Genomic DNA, 19241 nt, shown 5'->3' on the forward strand with positions numbered 1-19241 from the left:
GATGCGGGGACGCGGGTTACGACCAGTCCCAGGCGATGCCCAGGATGCCGGGGCGGACGCCCTGCTCGGCCAGGTGGACGGAGCGGTGTTGGCCGCTCAGGGTGAGTTCCCGTTGGCCGCTGCGGGCCGCGCCCGCCGAGCCCTGCGCGAAGCGGTGGCACCGTACGGGCAGGGCGGCCGGGTCGAAGCGGACCTGGAGCACGTACTGGCCGCCCGCGAACGGGAAGCCCCGCACGTACTCGGTGCTCTGGCCGCCCGTGCCGTCCTCGACGACGTAGCTGAACACGTGCGTGTCGCCGGCGCGCAGTCGGGTGTCGAAGAGCAGCTCGGTGACCAGCACGCCCGTTCCCGAGTGCCAACGCAGCCGGCCCACGCGGCAGTTGTCCGTGGCCCGCACCCGTACCTGGCCGGGCTCGCAGCCGTGGTCGCCCTGGTGGATGGCGAGGTACCGGTCCACGCCGTCCCGGTGCGCCCGGACCACGTGCTGTGAGTCGCGGGCCGCCAGCTCCCGGCGGGCGCCGATGTGGATGCGCTCCAGATGGCAGACGGTGTGCAGGCCGCCGTCGAGGGGGGAGCCGAGGTCGGCGATCAACAGGGCGACGGACTCGGCCTGTTCGTGCAGCGTGCGGTAGGAGCGGGCGGCGGGGCGTTCGGCCTCGGGGCGCAGCGCCGGTTCGAGGAGTCGGGTCAGGGCGTGGCTGGGGAGGTCCAGGACGTCTTCGAGGGCGCGTACGGCGCGTAGCGACTCCGCGCGGCGCGGGGTCCTGGCGCCCTGCTGCCAGTAGCTGAGGCTGGTGACGCCGACCTTGACGCCGCGCTGCGCCAGCCGGTGCTGCACGCGGTGCAGCGCCAGCCCGCGCGCGGCGAGCGCGGTGCGCAGGGCGAGGTGGAACGGACCGGTGCGCAGGGCCTGGGCCAGCTCGGCCTCGGCCACATCCGACTGTGCGGCGGTCTGTCGCATCGCATGCCTCCCCTGAGCCATGTCAGACCGGATATTCACACACCGGTGCCCTACGTGAACATTCACGATCGGAATCCGCCGATTCGGCGCCTTGCGTGCCGTGATCCAGCTAGCGGGGCGCAGGGGCGTTCACATGTCGCGCCGACTGTTCACGTCGATTATCACCACGCATTGAAGCGTGTTGACTGTGCTCGGACAACACCTGATGCTCCTCGCAGCGTCCGGACGCGCTCCTCCACCCCACACCCCTCGCTCGCTGGGAGGAACGCCATGCCCCTCACCCTTCGACAGCGCCGCGCGCGCCGTCCCCACCCCAGACGGCTGACCGTGACCGCGCTCGCCGCGGTCGCCGTGTTGGCCGTGCCCACGGCCACGGCGACCGCGGCCACCGACGACACGCGGGACACCCGCGTGGCGAACCGGCTGAACATCACCATGCAGGCGCAGCAGAAGACCAACTGGTGTTGGTCGGCCGCGGGCAACACGATCGCCACCTGGATGGGCAAGAACTACAGCCAGAACCAGTTCTGCAACGCCGCCTTCAACCGGCAGCAGGGCCTCGACTGCCCCAACAATCAGGCTACCCTCGGTAACGTGCAGACTGCGCTGCGTTGGGCGGGCATCAGGCCGGGCTCGTACATCAACGACTGGCTGCAGTACGGCGCGATACAGAACGAGATCAACGCGGAGCGCCCCATTGAGACCCGCATCCAGTGGTCATCGGGCGGAGGCCACATGCACGTCATCTACGGTTACGACAACGCCAACGGCTTCGTCTACTGGGGCGACCCCTGGCCCTCCAACAACCGGTACAACTGGGCCTCGCACGGCTGGTACGTGGGCAACAACGAGTTCTCCTGGACCCACTCGCTCTACCGGATCGGAGCGTGAGGTCATGACCGTCGAGCGCACCCTCAGGTCGGTCACGACCGCCCAGCCGTCGCGCGCCCGCTCCACCGTGGGCGCGGCCACCCTCGCGACCGCGATCGCCGTGCTGGTCGCCGGCGCCCCGCAGGCCGCGGCCAGCGAGTCCCCGGCGGCGCCCAAGGCCCCCGCGGCCACCGCCGTCAACGCGGCCCGCGCCGCGACCACCGCGCCGAGCACCCTCGACAGCCTTGCCCGGTTCTTCGCCCGGGACGGCGCCGTCGCCAGGGCGAAGGCGCAGCCGCGGATCGAGGGGGCGACGGTGCCCGTCTACACCCTGGCGCCGGGCTTCGTCGCCGACGCCTCGGGCGCCGACCGCGCGCCCATCGCCAAGCTGGACTTCCTGGCCAGCAAGGCGCTGTCGGCGGACGGCCAGGTCGCCTCGGTGTGGACCGCGCACACCGGCGGCTCCTGGAAGGTGGTCAACATCGCCACCGGCGGGGACGAGACGTACTACGTGGCCAAGGGCGCGAAGAAGCTCGCCGGCGGCACCGTCTTCCGCGAGCCGCAGATCGACGCCTGGTACGTCCAGCGCGGGGCCCGCGTGCTGCCCCTCGACGCCGACGCCGAGCGGGCCGTCGGCGCGCGCGGCACGACCGTGGACGCCTACCGCGAGCGCGTCCACAAGGCGTACGCGGACAAGCTCCCCGGCTCCCAGTACGCCAAGAAGGGCGAAGCCGGCGGCTACGGCCCGCGGTCCGACGCCGCGCCGCCGACCGACGCGCGACCCGCCGACGGCGCGCGGGACGCCGTCCAGCACAGCGCCACCGCGTCCGCCGGCGACGAGGGCCTGCTGACCGCCACCTCCGCGCTCACCGCGCTGGCGGCGCTCGTCGCCCTCGGCCTGTCCGGCGCGGTGGCCCTGCGGCTGCGCCGGCGCTAGCGCGCCCGGCGCACCACGCCGAGGCGTACGCCGCTCCTGCGCGCCGGGTCCGCCCCGTGCCGTACGCCGCCTCGTCGCGGCGCGCCGCCCGCCGTGCCGCACCGGTCCCACCGGACCGGTGCGGCACGGCTTCGCCGTCGGCGGGCTCGCGACCGGCGCCGGGGCGTGCGCCCCGGTGACGCGGGCGGCGCGCGGCGCGCGAACCGGCGGCCAAAGGCCGTCCTGGGGTGGCCGGCGCCCGGCCCGAACCGGCGCCGCACCGAGGACGGACTGTCACTGCCCGCCAGTAGGGTGGTGACCATGGCCGACCCCAGCAGCTACCGACCCAAGCCGGGACAGATCCCCGACTCGCCCGGGGTCTACAAGTTCCGGGACCAGCACGCGCGCGTGATCTACGTCGGCAAGGCGAAGAGCCTGCGCCCGCGGCTGTCCTCGTACTTCCAGGACCTGGCGAACCTCCATCCGCGCACCCGCACCATGGTCACGACGGCCGCCTCCGTCGAGTGGACCGTGGTCTCCACCGAGGTGGAGGCGCTCCAGCTGGAGTACGCGTGGATCAAGGAGTTCGACCCCCGGTTCAACGTCAAGTACCGCGACGACAAGAGCTATCCGTCGCTGGCCGTGACGTTGAACGAGGAGTTCCCCCGGGTGCAGGTGATGCGCGGCCCCAGGCGCAAGGGCGTGCGCTACTTCGGTCCGTACGGGCACGCGTGGGCGATCCGCGAGACCGTGGACCTGATGCTGCGGGTCTTCCCCGTGCGGACCTGCTCCGCCGGGGTGTTCAAGCGCTCGGCCCAGATCGGCCGGCCCTGCCTGCTGGGGTACATCGGCAAGTGCTCCGCCCCCTGCGTGGGCCGGGTGAACGCCGAGGAACACCGGGCGCTGGCCGAGGAGTTCTGCGACTTCATGGCCGGCCGCACCGGCGCCTACATCCGCCGCCTGGAGACGCGCATGCGCGAGGCGTCCGAGGAGATGGAGTACGAGAAGGCGGCCCGACTGCGGGACGACATCGAGGCGCTCAAGCGCGCGATGGAGAAGAACGCCGTCGTCCTCACCGACGCCACCGACGCCGACCTGATGGCGGTCGCCGAGGACGAGTTGGAGGCCGCCGTGCAGATCTTCCACGTGCGCGGCGGGCGCGTGCGCGGCCAGCGCGGCTGGGTCACCGACAAGGTCGAGGCCGTCGACACCGCGGGCCTGGTGGCGCACGCGCTCCAGCAGTTGTACGGCGAGGAGAGCGGCGACGCGGTGCCCAAGGAGGTGCTGGTCCCGGTGCTGCCCGAGGACACCGCCGCGCTCAACCAGTGGCTCACCGACCGCCGCGGCGCCGCCGTGTCCCTGCGCATACCCCAGCGCGGCGACAAGAAGGACCTCATGGCGACCGTCGCCAGGAACGCCGAGCACGCCCTGGTGCTGCACAAGACCAAGCGCGCCTCCGACCTGACCACCCGCTCCCGGGCCCTGGAGGAGATCGCCGACGCGCTCGGCCTGGACACCGCGCCGCTGCGGGTCGAGTGCTTCGACATCTCCCACCTACAGGGCGACGACGTGGTCGCCTCCATGGTGGTCTTCGAGGACGGCCTGCCGCGCAAGAGCGAGTACCGGCGCTTCCAGATCAAGTCCTTCGCCGGCCAGGACGACGTCCGCTCGATGCACGAGGTGATCAGCCGCCGCTTCCGCCGCTATCTCCAGGAGAAGCAGAAGACCGGCGAGTGGGACCTCGCCGAGGCGGGCGACACGCCCGACGGCCCGGACACTGTGGAGGTTCCGGACGCCCCGGGCGCTCCGGGCCAGGTGAGCGTCGAGGAGCTGACCCCCGCCGGCGTGGTCGCCTCGGGCTCGGTGGCCGACTCCGGCCGCGACGAGGACGGCAGGCCGCGCCGCTTCGCCTACCCGCCGCAGCTCGTGGTCGTGGACGGCGGGCAGCCGCAGGTGGCCGCCGCCCAGCGGGCCCTGGACGACCTGGGCATCGACGACGTCGCCGTGTGCGGACTGGCCAAGCGGCTGGAGGAGGTCTGGCTGCCGGGCGAGGACGACCCGGTCGTGCTGCCCCGCAGCAGCGAGGGGCTGTACCTGCTCCAGCGGGTGCGCGACGAGGCGCACCGGTTCGCCATCCGCTACCAGCGCACCAAGCGCGCGGCGAGCTTCCGGGCCGGACCGCTGGACGCGGTGGCAGGCTTGGGGGAGACCCGCAAGCGTGCCCTGCTGAAGCACTTCGGGTCGGTCAAGCGGCTGCGCGCCGCCACGGTCGACCAGCTCTGCGAGGTGCCCGGCATCGGTCGCAAGACCGCCGAGACCGTCGCCGCGGCCCTGGCACAGGCGGCTCCGGCCGCCCCGGCGGTGAACACCGCCACGGGAGAGATCATTGAAGATGACGCCGCACCCACGGCGGCGGCATCGGAACGGGGGGACACGGCATGAACGCGATCGATGGAGATGAAGCACAGGTGAGTACGGGCATCACGGGCGAGGCCGCCGAACCGGTGGCCATCCCCGAGCTGGTGATCATCTCTGGCATGTCGGGCGCCGGCCGCAGCACGGCCGCCAAGTGCCTGGAGGACCTCGGCTGGTTCGTGGTCGACAACCTGCCGCCCGCCCTGATCCCCACCATGGTGGATCTCGGCGCGCGCTCGCAGGGCAACGTCGCGCGGATCGCCGTCGTCGTCGACGTGCGGGGCCGCCGCTTCTTCGACAACCTGCGCGAGTCGCTGGCCGACCTGGAGGCCAAGCACGTCAAGCGCCGCGTGCTGTTCCTGGAGGCGTCCGACGACGCCCTGGTGCGGCGCTTCGAGTCGGTGCGCCGACCGCACCCCCTCCAGGGCGACGGCCGCATCGTCGACGGCATCGCCGCCGAGCGCGACCTGCTGCGCGAGCTGCGCGGCGACGCCGACCTGGTGATCGACACCTCCAGCCTCAACGTGCACGAGCTGCGGGCCAAGATGGACGCCCAGTTCGCCGGCGACGAGGAGCCGGAGCTGCGGGCCACGGTCATGTCCTTCGGCTACAAGTACGGGCTGCCCGTCGACGCCGACCTGGTGGTGGACTGCCGCTTCCTGCCCAACCCGCACTGGGTCCCCGAGCTGCGCCCCTTCACCGGCCTCAACGAGGAGGTCTCCGGCTACGTCTTCAACCAGCCGGGCGCCAAGGAGTTCCTCGACCGGTACGCGGAGCTGCTCCAGCTCATCGCGGCCGGATACCGCCGCGAGGGCAAGCGGTACGTGACCATCGCCGTCGGCTGCACCGGCGGCAAGCACCGCAGCGTGGCCATGTCGGAGAAGCTGGCGACCCGGCTGGCCGCCGAGGGAGTGGAGACCGTGATCGTGCACCGGGACATGGGGCGCGAGTGACCGTCCGCTCCCGACGGTTCCGGCGCCTGGTCGGAGCCCGTACCAACCGGGGCACGCAGCCCAAGGTCGTCGCGCTCGGCGGCGGCCGGGGGCTGTCCGCCTCTCTCGCGGCGCTGCGCCGCATCACCGGCGACCTCACCGCCGTCGTCACCGTCGCCGACGACGGCGGCTCCAGCGGCCGGCTGCGCGACGAGCTCGGCGTGCTGCCCCCCGGCGACCTGCGCAAGGCGCTGGCCGCGCTGTGCGGCGACGACGACTGGGGCCAAACCTGGGCCCGGGTGATCCAGCACCGGTTCGCCAGCGAGGGCGAGCTGCACGGGCACGCGGTGGGCAACCTGCTCATCGTGGCCCTGTGGGAACAGCTCGGCGACCACGTCAAGGCCCTGGAGTGGGTGGGCCGGCTGCTGGGCGCGCACGGCCGGGTGCTGCCGATGTCGGCCGTACCGTTGGAGCTCCAGGCGCTGGTGCGCGGGCACGACCCGGGGCGGCCCGAGGAGATCAGCACCGTGCGCGGGCAGGCCACCGTGGCCCTCACACCCGGCGAGGTGCAGTCGGTGCACCTGGTGCCGAACGACCCGCCGGCCGTGCCGGAGGCGGTCAGCGCGGTGCTCGACGCCGACTGGGTCGTCCTCGGCCCCGGCTCCTGGTTCTCCTCGGTGATACCGCACCTGCTGGTGCCGGAACTGCTGGAGGCGCTGATCGAGACGAAGGCCCGACGGGTCCTCTCGTTGAACCTCGCGCCACAACCCGGTGAAACCGACGGCTTCTCTCCGCAGCGTCATTTGGAGGTTTTGGCCCGACACGCCCCTAAACTCGCCCTGGACGTGGTGCTGGCCGACGAGGCTGCCGTGCCCGATCGAGACACCCTCCGAGAGGCCGCGGCGCGGCTCGGCGGCACGGTCGAGCTGGCGCCGGTGGCCGTGCCTGGAAGCTGTTCCCAGCCCGAGGCTGGGGAAGGCTTGGCCAGGCACGACCCCGAGCTGTTGGCCGCCGCGTATGACCGTATTTTTCGGATGCATGGAAGGATCGGCCCATGGCGATGACGGCTGCGGTGAAGGATGAGATTTCCCGGCTTCCCGTCACCCGGACGTGCTGCCGCAAAGCGGAGGTCTCCTCGATCCTGCGCTTCGCCGGCGGGCTGCACCTGGTCAGCGGGCGGATCGTGATCGAAGCCGAACTCGATACCGGCATCGCGGCCAGGCGGCTGCGCAAGGACATCCTCGAAATCTTCGGGCACGCCTCCGACCTGGTGGTGATGGCGCCGGGCGGGCTGCGCAGAGGCAGCAGGTACGTGGTGCGGGTGGTGGCGGGCGGCGACCAGCTCGCGCGACAGACCGGGCTGGTCGACGGCCGCGGCCGTCCGATCCGCGGCCTGCCCCCGCAGGTGGTCTCCGGCGCGACCTGCGATGCCGAGGCGGCCTGGCGCGGCGCGTTCCTGGCCCACGGCTCGCTCACCGAGCCCGGCCGCTCGTCCTCGCTCGAGGTGACGTGCCCCGGACCGGAGGCCGCCCTCGCGCTGGTCGGCGCGGCGCGCCGACTGCAGATCGCCAGCAAGGCGCGCGAGGTGCGCGGCGTTGACCGGGTCGTCGTCCGGGACGGGGACGCGATCGGCGCGCTGTTGACGCGGCTGGGCGCGCACGAGTCGGTGCTGGCCTGGGAGGAGCGCCGGATGCGGCGCGAGGTGCGGGCCACCGCCAACCGGCTCGCCAACTTCGACGACGCCAACCTGCGCCGCTCCGCCCGTGCGGCCGTGGCCGCGGGCGCCCGGGTGCAGCGCGCCCTGGAGATCCTGGGCGAGGAGGTGCCCGAGCACCTGGCCGCGGCCGGCCGGCTGCGCATGGAGCACAAGCAGGCGTCCCTGGAGGAGTTGGGCGCCCTCGCCGACCCGCCGCTGACCAAGGACGCGGTGGCCGGTCGGATCAGACGGCTGCTGGCCATGGCGGACAAGCGTGCCCAGGATCTGGGCATCCCGGGCACCGAGTCCAACCTGGCCGACCTGGGCGAGGAGATGGTGGAAGGCGCCGTCGGCTGACCGCCGCGCCGCGCCGGCCGACGCGCGCCGCCCGACGCGCGCGGGCCGTGCCCACCCGCCGGCGTGACGGCCCTGGCCGGGGGCGCGCCGAGGGTGTGCCGGGGGTCGTGACCGGGTACCCGAGAGGCCCGGCGGCCCGGGCTCTGCCGGGCGCGCGCGAAGGCCCGTTCGGCCGCTTCCCACAAGGGCTGGAGCGGCCTCGCGGGCCCTTGGTGGCGGCGCCTGTCCGGCCCCGGTCAAATGTCACGTACGGGTCGCGTACGCGGTAGGGTCGAGGGCGGTCGGGGACATCCCATACAGCTCGCCGGCGTCCAGACCGGCACACCAACGAGGAGATCGGTTCGTGACGATCCGCGTAGGCATCAACGGCTTTGGCCGTATCGGTCGCAATTACTTCCGCGCGCTCCTGGAGCAGGGCGCGGACATCGAGATCGTCGGTGTCAACGACCTGACCGACAACGCCACCCTGGTCCACCTGCTGAAGTACGACTCGGTCCTGGGCCGGCTGAAGCAGGACGTCAGCCACACCGACGACACCATCACGGTGGGCAACCAGACCTTCAAGACGATGGCCGAGCGCGACCCGGCCGCCCTGCCCTGGGGCGAGCTCGGCGCCGACATCGTCATCGAGTCCACCGGCATCTTCACCAAGCGCGACGACGCCGCCAAGCACCTCGCCGCCGGCGCCAAGAAGGTCCTGATCTCCGCGCCCGCCAAGGACGAGGACATCACGATCGTCATGGGCGTCAACCAGGACAAGTACGACCCGGCCCAGCACAACGTCATCTCCAACGCGTCCTGCACCACCAACTGTGTGGCGCCGATGGCCAAGGTCCTCGACGAGAGCTTCGGCATCGTCAAGGGCATGATGACCACGGTGCACGCGTACACCAACGACCAGCGCATTCTGGACTTCCCGCACAAGGACCTGCGTCGCGCCCGCGCCGCCGCGGAGAACATCATCCCGACCTCGACGGGCGCCGCCAAGGCCACCGCCCTGGTCCTCCCGCAGCTCAAGGGCAAGCTGGACGGCATCGCCATGCGCGTGCCCGTGCCCACCGGCTCCGTCACCGACCTGGTCATCGAGCTGAGCCGCGAGGTCTCCAGGGAAGAGGTCAACGCCGCCTTCCAGAAGGCCGCCGACGGCGAGCTCAAGGGCTACCTGGAGTACACCGAGGACCCCATCGTCTCCTCGGACATCGTCAACTGGCCCGCCTCCTGCACCTTCGACTCCTCGCTGACCATGGCGCAGGGCGCGCAGGTGAAGGTCGTCGGCTGGTACGACAACGAGTGGGGCTACTCCAACCGCCTGGTCGACCTGACCACGTTCGTCGGCGGCCAGCTCTAAGATTCCCCAGCCGCACTGCCCGGCGCGCCCCCGCGATCACGGTGGGGGCGGGCCGAGGGCACGGGGGCGCGGGGTGGTGTCCCCGGCCACCGGGTCACCGAGATGTGTTGCGGACAGGGCTCGGGAGACGCGACGGCGCGTCGTCCGGGCCCTGTCCCATGCAGGCCCACCGTGGAGACTCAAGGAGTCCAGGAAGCAATGAAGACGATCGACGACCTCAGCAAGGACGGCCTGGCGGGCAAGCGGGTGTTCGTCCGCGCCGACCTCAACGTGCCGCTTGAGGGCGCCACCATCACCGACGACGGCCGTATCCGGGCCGTCGCCCCCACGATCGCCAGGCTCGCCGACGCCGGCGCCAAGGTGATCGTCGCCTCGCACCTCGGCCGCCCGGCCGGCGCGCCGGACGAGCGGTACTCGCTCGCCCCGGTCGCGACCCGGCTCGGCGAGCTGCTCGGCAAGGACGTCGCGTTCGCCACCGACACCGTGGGGGACAGCGCGAAGGCCACCGTCGCCGCTCTGGGCGACGGCGAGGTCACGCTGCTGGAGAACCTCCGCTTCAACGCCGGTGAGACGAGCAAGGACGAGGCCGAGCGGGCCGCCTTCGCCGACCAGCTCGCCGCGCTCGCCGACCTGTACGTCGGCGACGGTTTCGGCGCGGTGCACCGCAAGCACGCCTCGGTCTACGACCTGCCGGCCAAGCTGCCGCACGCCGCCGGCGACCTGATCGCCACCGAGGTCGGCGTGTTGCGGAAGCTCACCGACGACGTGCGGCGGCCGTACGCGGTCGTCCTCGGCGGCGCCAAGGTCTCCGACAAGCTCGGCGTCATCGACCACCTCCTGGAGAAGGCCGACCGCATCCTCATCGGCGGCGGCATGGTCTACACCTTCCTCAAGGCGCAGGGCCACGAGGTCGGCTCCTCGCTGCTCCAGGAGGACCAGCTCCCGGCGGTCCGTGAGTACCTGGCGCGGGCCGAGGAGCGCGGCGTGGAGTTCGTGCTGCCGGTGGACGTGCTGGTCGCGCCCGCCTTCCCGGACCTCGCGACCAAGGCCGCCACCCACCCGGAGACGGTCGCGGCGGACGCCATGCCGGCCGGCAAGATGGGCCTGGACATCGGCCCGGAGACCCGCAAGTTGTACGCATCGAAGCTCGCCGACGCGGCCACCGTCTTCTGGAACGGGCCGATGGGCGTCTTCGAGCACCCCGACTACGCCGACGGCACCAAGGCCGTCGCCCAGGCGCTCCTCGACAGCTCGGCCTTCTCGGTGGTCGGCGGCGGAGACTCGGCCGCGGCCGTGCGCATCCTGGGCTTCGACGAGAACGCTTTCGGCCACATTTCGACCGGTGGTGGCGCCAGCCTCGAGTACCTCGAAGGCAAGACGCTCCCCGGCCTCGCCGCACTGGAGGACTGAACACCGTGAGTGACCGCACCCCGCTGATGGCGGGCAACTGGAAGATGAACCTCAACCACCTCGAGGCCATCGCGCACGTCCAGAAGCTCGCCTTCGCGCTCGCCGACAAGGACTACGACACCGTCGAGGTCGCCGTCCTGCCGCCCTTCACCGACCTGCGGTCGGTGCAGACGCTGGTCGACGGCGACAAGCTCAAGATCAAGTACGGCGCCCAGGACATCTCGGCGCACGACTCCGGCGCGTACACCGGTGAGATCTCCGGCCCCATGCTCGCCAAGCTCAAGTGCACGTACGCGGCCGTCGGGCACTCCGAGCGCCGCCAGTACCACGGCGAGACCGACCAGGTCTGCAACGCCAAGGTCAAGGCCGCCTACAAGCACGGCATCACGCCGATCCTGTGCGTGGGCGAGGGCCTGGAGGTGCGTAAGGCCGGGCAGCACGTGCCGCACACGCTCGCGCAGGTGGACGCGGCGCTGGAGGACCTGCCGGCCGAGCAGGCCGAGTCCATCGTCATCGCCTACGAGCCGGTTTGGGCGATCGGCACCGGCGAGGTGGCCACGCCCGAGGACGCGCAGGAGGTCTGCTCGGCCATCCGCAAGCGCCTGGCGGAGCTCTACCACAAGGACCTCGCCGACAAGGTGCGCATCCAGTACGGCGGCTCGGTCAAGGCGGCCAACATTGCTGCGATCATGGCCAAGCCCGACGTGGACGGCGCGCTGATCGGCGGCGCGGCGCTCGACGCGGACGAGTTCGTCAAGATCGTCCGCTTCCGCGACCAGTAGCAGCTATGACGACGGGGCTACCCCGTCGTACCCTGTCGGGGCCGGGACCGGCGTTAACGCGCTGTCCGGCCCCGACGGCGTTCAACGGTTCCATCAGTTTCATCAGATCGTTTTCAGAATTCTTGCATCCGAGAGAGTTGGTCCAGCCGTGGAAACTGGGTTCTCAATCGCCCTCATCATCTTCAGTGGGCTGTTGATGATGCTCGTGCTCATGCACAAGGGAAAGGGTGGCGGCCTGTCCGACATGTTCGGTGGCGGAATGCAGTCCTCTGTCGGCGGCTCTTCTGTCGCCGAGCGTAACCTTGACCGGATCACCGTTGTGGTCGGTCTGCTGTGGTTCGCATGCATCGTCGTGCTTGGCGTGCTGATGAAGCTGGATTAACTGACACACCGTCGTAAGCGCAGCCTATTATTGGGCTTGCGTCCTCGGGGGCGGGGTGTAACTCCTGTCGCTGGACGCGCGTTGGGCCTTACATAGACTGGGGCGCCCGGCAGCGGAGCCGCCTATCGGATGCTTCGCGGCACCATCACGCAGGGAGTTACAACCGTGGCAAGTGGCAACGCGATCCGAGGAAGTCGGGTCGGAGCGGGGCCGATGGGGGAGGCGGAGCGAGGCGAGTCAGCGCCGCGCCTCCGCATTTCCTTCTGGTGCTCGAACGGGCACGAGACTCAGCCGAGCTTCGCCAGCGATGCGCAGATTCCCGAAACGTGGGACTGTCCGCGCTGCGGCTTCCCCGCCGGAAAGGACCGGGAGAACCCGCCGGACCCGCCGCGCACCGAGCCGTACAAGACGCACCTCGCCTATGTGCGAGAGCGGCGCAGCGACGCGGACGGCGAGGCGATCCTCGCGGAGGCGCTGGCCAAGCTCCGCGGCGAGATCTGACGGACCGCAGGGCCGCCCCGTACGGACCCCGTCCGGCACCCGGGTCGTGACCGCCACGCAGCGCACGTCCCCTCCGGCATGACAGGGCCCGGCAGCACTTCCCCCGCGGGAGGCGCTGCCGGGCCCTTGTCGCGTGCCGGGACGCGATGTCGTGCGTCGGGTCGCGATGAGGACGTACCCACCGCCCTGATCAACTAGGTTGGGCGACGCTGGCGCGCAATGACGAGAAGAATAGGGCTGATGTCCGAGATGAACGCTGAAGGCCGAACCCGGCTCGACCAGATGCCGGAGTGGATCGCGCTGGGAGAGCACCGAGAGCAGCTCGGGGAGGTGCGCCTGCGCGAGGTGTTCGCGGCCGACCCCACGCGCGGTGAGCGCTACGCCCTCCAGGTCGGCGATCTCTACCTGGACTACTCCAAGCACCTGGTGACCGACGAGACGCTGCGGCTGCTGCGGGCGCTGGCCGCGGCGAGCGGCGTCGCCGAGCTGCGGGACGCGATGTTCCGCGGCGACAGGATCAACGTCACCGAGGGCCGCTCCGTGCTCCACACGGCGCTGCGGGCCCCGCTGTCGAAGGTCGTCGAGTCCGACGGCGAGAACGTGGTGCCCGCCGTGCACGCGGTGCTCACCAAGATGGCGACCTTCTCCGACCGCGTCCGGTCGGGTGACTGGACCGGTCACACCGGTAAGCGGATCAGGACGGTCGTCAATATCGGTATCGGCGGCTCCGACCTGGGCCCCGCCATGGCCTATGACGCGCTGCGCGCGTACAGCGCGCGCCACCTGGATTTCCGTTTCGTATCCAATGTGGACGGCGCCGATCTGCACGAGGCAATCCGTGATCTGGACGCGGCCGAGACGCTGTTCATCGTCGCCTCCAAGACCTTTACCACCATCGAGACGATCACCAATGCGACGTCCGCCCGCGACTGGCTGCTGAGCGAGCTGGGGGCCGGCCAGGACGCGGTGGCCAAGCACTTCGTCGCGCTGTCCACCAACGCGGAGAAGGTCGCCGAATTCGGCATCGATCCGGCCAACATGTTCGAGTTCTGGGACTGGGTCGGCGGGCGTTACTCGTACGACTCCGCCATCGGGCTCTCCCTGATGATCGCCATCGGTCACGACCGGTTCCGGGAGATGCTCGCGGGCTTCCACCTGGTCGACGAGCATTTCCTCAGCGCGCCGCCCGAGGAGAACGTGCCGCTCCTCCTCGGCCTGCTCGGCGTCTGGTACGGCGGCTTCCACGACGCCCAGTCGCACGCGGTCCTGCCGTACAGCCACTACCTGTCCAAGTTCACGGCCTACCTCCAGCAGCTCGACATGGAGTCCAACGGCAAGTCGGTGGACCGCGCGGGCCGGCCGGTGACCTGGCAGACCGGGCCCGTGGTGTGGGGCACGCCCGGCACCAACGGCCAGCACGCCTACTACCAGTTGCTGCACCAGGGCACCAAGCTCATCCCCGCTGACCTGATCGGCTTCGCCAAGCCGGTGGACGACCTGTCGCCCGGCCTCGTGGACCAGCACGACCTGCTGATGGCCAACCTGTTCGCGCAGAGTCAGGCGCTGGCGTTCGGCAAGACGGCCGACGAGGTCAGGGCGGAGGGCGTGGCCGAGGAACTGGTGCCGCACAAGACGTTCCACGGCAACCGGCCGACCACCACCATCCTCGCCAGCGAACTCACGCCGTCGGTGCTCGGCCAGTTGATCGCGCTCTACGAGCACAAGGTCTTCGTGCAGGGCGCCATCTGGAACATCGACTCCTTCGACCAGTGGGGCGTCGAACTCGGCAAGGTCCTGGCCAAGCGGGTCGAGCCGGCGCTGCGCGCCGACGAACAGGTGCCGGGCCTCGACAACTCGACGGCGACCCTGGTGGCCAAGTACCGGGCCCTGCGGGGGCGTTGAGCTCGTCGCGGCCGATGCGGTAGCCAGACCGCGCGGCTGCGAAAACGCCCGGCCGCCACCCCGCGCAGGGGACGACGGCCGGGCGCTTTCGCGTCGCTCGCGCGGCGGCCGGGCGGAGGGCCCGAGCCGTCCCGAGCGACGCGGTCGCTCAGGGCGACGACGGTGGGTACAGGCCGCGAGGCAGCTCGGCCGCCGCGCTCTGGTCGAGGAGCCACAGGGTGCGGCTCTGCCCGCGCGCGCCCGCGGCCGGGGCCTGCACCTCGCCGGCGCCCGACAGGGCTATGGCCACGGCCTTCGCCTTGTCGCCGCCCGCGGCGAGCAGCCACACCTCACGGGCCGCGCGGATCGCCGGCAGCGTCAGGGAGATCCGGGTGGGCGGCGGCTTGGGCGCGCCGTGCACGCCGACCACCGTCCGCTCGGTCTCCCGCACCGCGGGCAACTCCGGGAAGAGCGAGGCCACGTGCGTGTCCGGGCCGACGCCGAGGAGCAGCACGTCGAAGGCCGGTACGCCGCGACCGCCGGCGCCCGCCGGCGGCGACGCGGTCTCCCGCGCGGCGGCGGTGGCCAGCTCCGCGGCGTACGCGGCGGCCGCCCCGTCGGCGTCCCCGGTGTAGGTGCCGTTGGACGCCGGCATCGGGTGCACCCGGGCCGGGTCGAGCGGCACCGCGTCCAGCAGCGCTTGGCGGGCCTGGGTCACGTTGCGCTCCGGGTCGCCCTCGGGCAGGAACCGCTCGTCGCCCCACCACAGGTCGAGCCGCGACCAGTCGATCGCGTCCCGCGCCGGCGACTCGGCCAGCGCAGCCAGCAGCCCGTTGCCGTTGCGGCCACCGGTGAGCACGACCGAGGCCGAACCCCGGGCGGCCTGCGCGTCGACCACCCGGGTGATCAGCCGGGCGGCTGCGGCCCGGGCCATCAGCTCCTTGTCGCGGTGGACCACGATCTGCGGCGCGCTCACGTGGACGCCGCCTTCCTGGCCGTGGCCGAGGACGCCTTCTTCTTACCGGACTTGGCCGGGGTCTCGGCCCCGCCCTCGCCCTCCGGCGAACCGTCCGACGCACCCTCCGACGCGGCCTGCGTCGGCGCGGCGGGCGCGGCCGACTCGCCGCGCGCGGCGCCGGCCTTGGCGGCGCCCTTGGTCGCCGAGGCGCCCGAGCCCAGCCGCTGCACGCCGTACTTGACGGCCGCAGCGTACGTCTCGTCCGGGTCCAGGCGCCGCAGCTCCTCGGCGATCAGCTCGGCGGTGTCGCGCCGGTGCAGCGCCACGTGCCGGTCGGGCTGGCCCGGCATCGCCAGCTCGGCCAGCGAGCCGTCCGCGCGGTCGAGGCAGATCGTGCCGTCGGCCGTCTCCAGGCGCACCGCCGTGAGGCCGGGCCCCTCCGAGACGGTCCGCTCCACCGGCACCCCCAGCCGATCGGCGAGCCACAACGCGAGCAGCTCGCTGCTCGGGTTGTACGCCTCGCCCTCGACCGAGGCCGAGGTGATCGGCGCGTGCTTCTGGTCCAGGGCCGCCGCCAGCACGCTGCGCCAGGGGGTGATCCGGGTCCAGGCCAGGTCCGTGTCGCCGGGGGTGTAGGTGCCCGCCCGCAGGGCGAGCGTCGCGACCGGGTCCTCGGTGGCCTGGGCGTCGGTGATGCGGCGCGCGGCGAGCTGGCCGAGCAGGTCGTCGCTCGGGTGCTCCGGCGCGTCCTCCGGCCACCAGACCACGACCGGCGCGTCGGGCAGCAGCAGCGGCAGCACGGCCGAGTGGGCGTGGCTGGCCAACTCGCCGTGCAGGCGCAGCAGCACCGTTTCGCCGGTGTTGCTCTCGCCGCCCACCCGGACCTCGGCGTCGAGCCGGGCGATCTTGCGGTCGCGTGGCGAGCGCCCGGGCCGGCGGATGACGACCAGGATGCGCGAGGGGTGTTCCTTGGACGCCTCGCTCGCGGCCTTGAGCGCGTCGTAGTGGTTGCCCTCGTCGGTGACGATCACCAACGTGAGCACCATCCCGACCGCCGGCGTCCCGCTGGCCCGGCGCGCCCGCACCAGTGCGGAGTTGATCTGGCTGGACGTGGTGTCCGTGAGATCGATGTTCATGGCCGCCGCCAGCTCCGTCCGTCTCGTGCGAGCATCTCGTCCGCCGCCTTGGGACCCCAGGTCCCGGCGGTGTACTCCTCCGGCCTGCCGTGCCGGTCCCAGTACGCCTCGATCGGGTCGAGGATGCGCCAGGACTCCTCGACCTCCTGGTGGCGGGGGAAGAGGTTGGCGTCGCCGAGCAGCACGTCGAGCAGCAGTCGCTCGTACGCCTCCGGGCTGGACTCCGTGAAGGACTCGCCGTAGGCGAAGTCCATGGTCACGTCCCGGATCTCCATCGAGGTGCCGGGCACCTTGGAGCCGAACCGGATCGTCACGCCCTCGTCCGGCTGCACCCGGATAACCAGGGCGTTCTGCCCCAGCTCCTGGGTGTCGGTGGTGTCGAAGGGGGAGTGCGGGGCGCGCTGGAAGACCACCGCGATCTCGGTGACCCGACGGCCGAGGCGCTTGCCGGTGCGCAGGTAGAACGGGACGCCCGCCCAGCGGCGGTTGTCGATGCCCAGCTTGATGGCGGCGTACGTGTCCGTCTTGGACTGCGGGTCGATGCCCTCTTCCTCGAGGTAGCCGCAGACCTCGGTGCCGCCCTGCCAGCCGTGCGTGTACTGGCCGCGCACGGTGTGCCGGCCCAGGTCGTGCGGCAGCTTGACGGCCGTGAGCACCTTGAGCTTCTCGGTGACCAGGGCCTTCGCGTCGAAGGAGGCCGGCTCCTCCATGGCGGTCAGCGCGAGGAGTTGGAGCAGGTGGTTCTGGATGACGTCGCGCGCGGAGCCGATGCCGTCGTAGTACCCGGCCCGGCCGCCGATGCCGATGTCCTCGGCCATGGTGATCTGCACGTGGTCCACGTACGAGCGGTTCCACAGCGGCTCGAACATCGTGTTGGCGAAGCGCAGCGCCAGGATGTTCTGGACCGTCTCCTTGCCCAGGTAGTGGTCGATGCGGAAGACGTCGCTCGGCCGGAAGACCTGGTGCACGACCTGGTTGAGCTCCTGCGCGCTGGCCAGGTCGTGCCCGAAGGGCTTCTCGATGACCGCGCGCCGCCAGGAGTCGCCCTGGCCCTCGGACAGGCCGTGCTCCTTGAGCTGCTCGACGACGGTGGGGAAGAACTTGGGCGGCACCGACAGGTAGAAGGCGAAGTTGCCACCCGTGCCGCGCGCCGCGTCCAGCTCCTCGATGGTGGCCTTGAGCTGCTTGAACGCCTCGTCGTCGGAGAACTCGCCGGAGACGAAGCGGAAGCCCTCGGCCAACTGCTGCCAGACCTCCTCGCGGAAGGGCGTCCTGGCGTGCTCCTTGACCGCGTCGTGCACGACCTGGGCGAAGTCCTCGTCCTCCCAGTCGCGCCGGGCGAACCCGATGAGGGAGAAGCCCGGGGGCAGCAGTCCGCGATTGGCCAGATCGTAAACGGCTGGCATCAGCTTTTTACGCGACAAATCGCCCGTGACGCCGAAGATGACCAGGCCCGACGGCCCCGCGATGCGCGGGAGCCGTCGGTCCTGAGCGTCACGCAGCGGGTTGTCGCCGCGTGCGGGTTGAGACAAGGTCAGTCCTTTGCCGGAGTGAGGCGCTTGAGCTCCGCCTCGGTGGACTTCAGCAGGTCGGTCCAGGACGCCTCGAACTTCTCGACGCCCTCCTCTTCGAGTACCCGCACGACGTCGTCGTAGCTGACGCCGAGGCCGGCGAGGGCGTCCAGGTCGGCCTGCGACTGCTCGTAGGTGGCGCGCACGGTGTCGCCGGTGATCTCGCCGCGCTCGGCGGCGGCCTCCAGCGTGGCCTCCGGCATGGTGTTGACCGTGCCCGGGGCGACCAGGTCGTCCACGTACAGCGTGTCCTTGTACGCCGGGTCCTTCACGCCGGTCGACGCCCACAGCGGGCGCTGCCGGTTGGCGTGCGCCTTGTCCAGCGCGGCGAACCGCTCCGACGGCGCGATTGAGCCGTCCACGGAGCCGAAGACCTCCTCGTACGCCTGGTAGGCGAGCCGGGCGTTGGCGAGGGCGGCCTTGCCCTTGAGCTTCTTGGCCTCCTCGGTGCCCAGGCCGTCCAGGCGCTTGTCGATCTCGGTGTCGACCCGGGAGACGAAGAACGACGCCACCGAGTGGATCTTGGCGAGGTCGAGCCCGGCGGCCTTGGCCTTCTCCAGGCCCGCCAGGTAGGCGTCCATGACCTCGCGGTACCGCTCGAGGGAGAAGATCAGGGTGACGTTGACGCTGATGCCGCGGCCGATGGTCTCGGTGATCGCCGGCAGGCCCGCCTTGGTGGCCGGGATCTTGATCAGCGTGTTCGGCCGGTCCACCAGCCAGGCGAGCTGCTTGGCCTCGGCGACGGTGGCGTCCGTACGGTGCGCCATGCGCGGGTCCACCTCGATGGAGACCCGGCCGTCCTGCCCCTCGGTCGTGTCGAAGACCGGCCGCAGGATGTCGGCGGCGTCCCGGACGTCCGCCGTGGTGATCATGCGGACGGCCTCTTCGACGGTCACCCCGCGCACCGCGAGGTCGGCGAGCTGCTGCTCGTACCCGTCGCCCTGGGAGATGGCCTTCTGGAAGATCGACGGGTTGGTCGTGACGCCGACGACGTGCTGCTGGTCGATCAGCTCGGCGAGGTTGCCGGAGGTGATCCGCTTGCGGGACAGGTCGTCCAGCCAGATCGCGACGCCTGCGTCCGAGAGGCGCTTGAGTGCGTCTGTCATGGGAATTGCAACTCCTACT

At 71.5% G+C, this 19241-nt stretch carries 17 protein-coding genes; 12 read left to right on the forward strand and 5 right to left on the reverse strand.

The genetic code is table 11. From position 1 onward, the window contains the following. Positions 1-16: 16 nt before the first annotated feature. Positions 17-961, reverse strand: coding sequence for a hypothetical protein (locus tag H7H31_RS27725; protein WP_176161046.1), 945 nt, complete (start codon positions 959-961; stop codon positions 17-19). A gap of 270 nt (positions 962-1231) precedes the next feature. Here H7H31_RS27725 and H7H31_RS27730 point away from each other — a divergent pair, with 270 nt between their 5' ends. From H7H31_RS27730 to pgi, 12 genes are all read left to right on the forward strand, one after another. Then, a complete protein-coding gene (locus H7H31_RS27730) occupies positions 1232-1852 on the forward strand; it encodes a papain-like cysteine protease family protein (RefSeq protein WP_187064977.1) in 621 nt (206 codons plus the stop codon). 4 nt (positions 1853-1856) lie between these two features. Continuing rightward, positions 1857-2768 (forward strand): hypothetical protein, encoded by a 912-nt coding sequence (locus H7H31_RS27735; RefSeq protein ID WP_187064978.1) that lies wholly within the window; start codon positions 1857-1859, stop codon positions 2766-2768. Between the two features lie 300 nt (positions 2769-3068). Next, positions 3069-5189, forward strand: coding sequence for an excinuclease ABC subunit UvrC (uvrC, locus tag H7H31_RS27740; protein WP_187064979.1), 2121 nt, complete (start codon positions 3069-3071; stop codon positions 5187-5189). After that, positions 5186-6115: an RNase adapter RapZ gene (rapZ, locus tag H7H31_RS27745; RefSeq protein WP_176161043.1), complete on the forward strand. Its 930-nt coding sequence runs from the start codon at positions 5186-5188 to the stop codon at positions 6113-6115. The genes uvrC and rapZ overlap by 4 nt, the downstream gene beginning before the upstream one ends. After that, the gene (locus H7H31_RS27750; protein ID WP_187064980.1) at positions 6112-7158 is read left to right on the forward strand and encodes a gluconeogenesis factor YvcK family protein; all 1047 of its coding nucleotides are present in this window, start codon (positions 6112-6114) and stop codon (positions 7156-7158) included. Before rapZ ends, H7H31_RS27750 begins: the two co-directional genes overlap by 4 nt. Next, on the forward strand, positions 7149-8147 hold the full coding sequence (gene whiA / locus H7H31_RS27755; protein ID WP_176161041.1) for a DNA-binding protein WhiA: 999 nt from the start codon (positions 7149-7151) through the stop codon (positions 8145-8147). Before H7H31_RS27750 ends, whiA begins: the two co-directional genes overlap by 10 nt. Before the next feature lie 343 nt (positions 8148-8490). After that, on the forward strand, positions 8491-9495 hold the full coding sequence (gap, locus tag H7H31_RS27760; protein ID WP_187064981.1) for a type I glyceraldehyde-3-phosphate dehydrogenase: 1005 nt from the start codon (positions 8491-8493) through the stop codon (positions 9493-9495). A 198-nt stretch (positions 9496-9693) separates the two neighbouring features. After that, complete coding sequence (locus H7H31_RS27765; protein ID WP_187064982.1) at positions 9694-10905, forward strand: phosphoglycerate kinase; 1212 nt, start codon at positions 9694-9696, stop codon at positions 10903-10905. Positions 10906-10910: 5 nt separating this feature from the next. Beyond that, complete coding sequence (tpiA, locus tag H7H31_RS27770) at positions 10911-11687, forward strand: triose-phosphate isomerase (protein ID WP_187064983.1); 777 nt, start codon at positions 10911-10913, stop codon at positions 11685-11687. A 148-nt stretch (positions 11688-11835) separates the two neighbouring features. Continuing rightward, positions 11836-12069: a preprotein translocase subunit SecG gene (gene secG, locus H7H31_RS27775; protein ID WP_176161037.1), complete on the forward strand. Its 234-nt coding sequence runs from the start codon at positions 11836-11838 to the stop codon at positions 12067-12069. Positions 12070-12234: 165 nt separating this feature from the next. Beyond that, positions 12235-12570 (forward strand): RNA polymerase-binding protein RbpA, encoded by a 336-nt coding sequence (locus H7H31_RS27780; protein WP_176161036.1) that lies wholly within the window; start codon positions 12235-12237, stop codon positions 12568-12570. 249 nt (positions 12571-12819) lie between these two features. Continuing rightward, complete coding sequence (gene pgi / locus H7H31_RS27785; RefSeq protein ID WP_187064995.1) at positions 12820-14472, forward strand: glucose-6-phosphate isomerase; 1653 nt, start codon at positions 12820-12822, stop codon at positions 14470-14472. A 148-nt stretch (positions 14473-14620) separates the two neighbouring features. On the opposite strand, the gene pgl is transcribed toward pgi, so the two are convergent. From pgl to tal, 4 genes are read right to left on the reverse strand one after another with little or no spacing between them, the layout of a single operon-like run. After that, complete coding sequence (gene pgl / locus H7H31_RS27790) at positions 14621-15427, reverse strand: 6-phosphogluconolactonase (RefSeq protein WP_187064984.1); 807 nt, start codon at positions 15425-15427, stop codon at positions 14621-14623. Next, on the reverse strand, positions 15424-16545 hold the full coding sequence (opcA, locus tag H7H31_RS27795; protein ID WP_187064985.1) for a glucose-6-phosphate dehydrogenase assembly protein OpcA: 1122 nt from the start codon (positions 16543-16545) through the stop codon (positions 15424-15426). The genes pgl and opcA overlap by 4 nt, the downstream gene beginning before the upstream one ends. Beyond that, a complete protein-coding gene (gene zwf, locus H7H31_RS27800; RefSeq protein ID WP_187064986.1) occupies positions 16542-18077 on the reverse strand; it encodes a glucose-6-phosphate dehydrogenase in 1536 nt (511 codons plus the stop codon). The genes opcA and zwf overlap by 4 nt, the downstream gene beginning before the upstream one ends. 2 nt (positions 18078-18079) lie before the next feature. Further along, on the reverse strand, positions 18080-19222 hold the full coding sequence (gene tal, locus H7H31_RS27805; protein WP_187064987.1) for a transaldolase: 1143 nt from the start codon (positions 19220-19222) through the stop codon (positions 18080-18082). Positions 19223-19241: the final 19 nt, after the last annotated feature.

Source organism: Streptomyces buecherae (assembly GCF_014295035.1).
GTDB classification, from domain to species: Bacteria; Actinomycetota; Actinomycetes; order Streptomycetales; family Streptomycetaceae; genus Streptomyces; species Streptomyces youssoufiensis.

Coding starts and splice junctions, on each gene's coding strand:
- H7H31_RS27725 (WP_176161046.1), bottom strand. CDS start 961: ATGCGACAGACCGCCGCACAGTCGGATGTGGCCGAGGCCGAGCTGGCC.
- H7H31_RS27730 (WP_187064977.1), top strand. CDS start 1,232: ATGCCCCTCACCCTTCGACAGCGCCGCGCGCGCCGTCCCCACCCCAGA.
- H7H31_RS27735 (WP_187064978.1), top strand. CDS start 1,857: ATGACCGTCGAGCGCACCCTCAGGTCGGTCACGACCGCCCAGCCGTCG.
- uvrC (WP_187064979.1), top strand. CDS start 3,069: ATGGCCGACCCCAGCAGCTACCGACCCAAGCCGGGACAGATCCCCGAC.
- rapZ (WP_176161043.1), top strand. CDS start 5,186: ATGAACGCGATCGATGGAGATGAAGCACAGGTGAGTACGGGCATCACG.
- whiA (WP_176161041.1), top strand. CDS start 7,149: ATGGCGATGACGGCTGCGGTGAAGGATGAGATTTCCCGGCTTCCCGTC.
- H7H31_RS27765 (WP_187064982.1), top strand. CDS start 9,694: ATGAAGACGATCGACGACCTCAGCAAGGACGGCCTGGCGGGCAAGCGG.
- pgi (WP_187064995.1), top strand. CDS start 12,820: ATGAACGCTGAAGGCCGAACCCGGCTCGACCAGATGCCGGAGTGGATC.
- opcA (WP_187064985.1), bottom strand. CDS start 16,545: ATGAACATCGATCTCACGGACACCACGTCCAGCCAGATCAACTCCGCA.
- tal (WP_187064987.1), bottom strand. CDS start 19,222: ATGACAGACGCACTCAAGCGCCTCTCGGACGCAGGCGTCGCGATCTGG.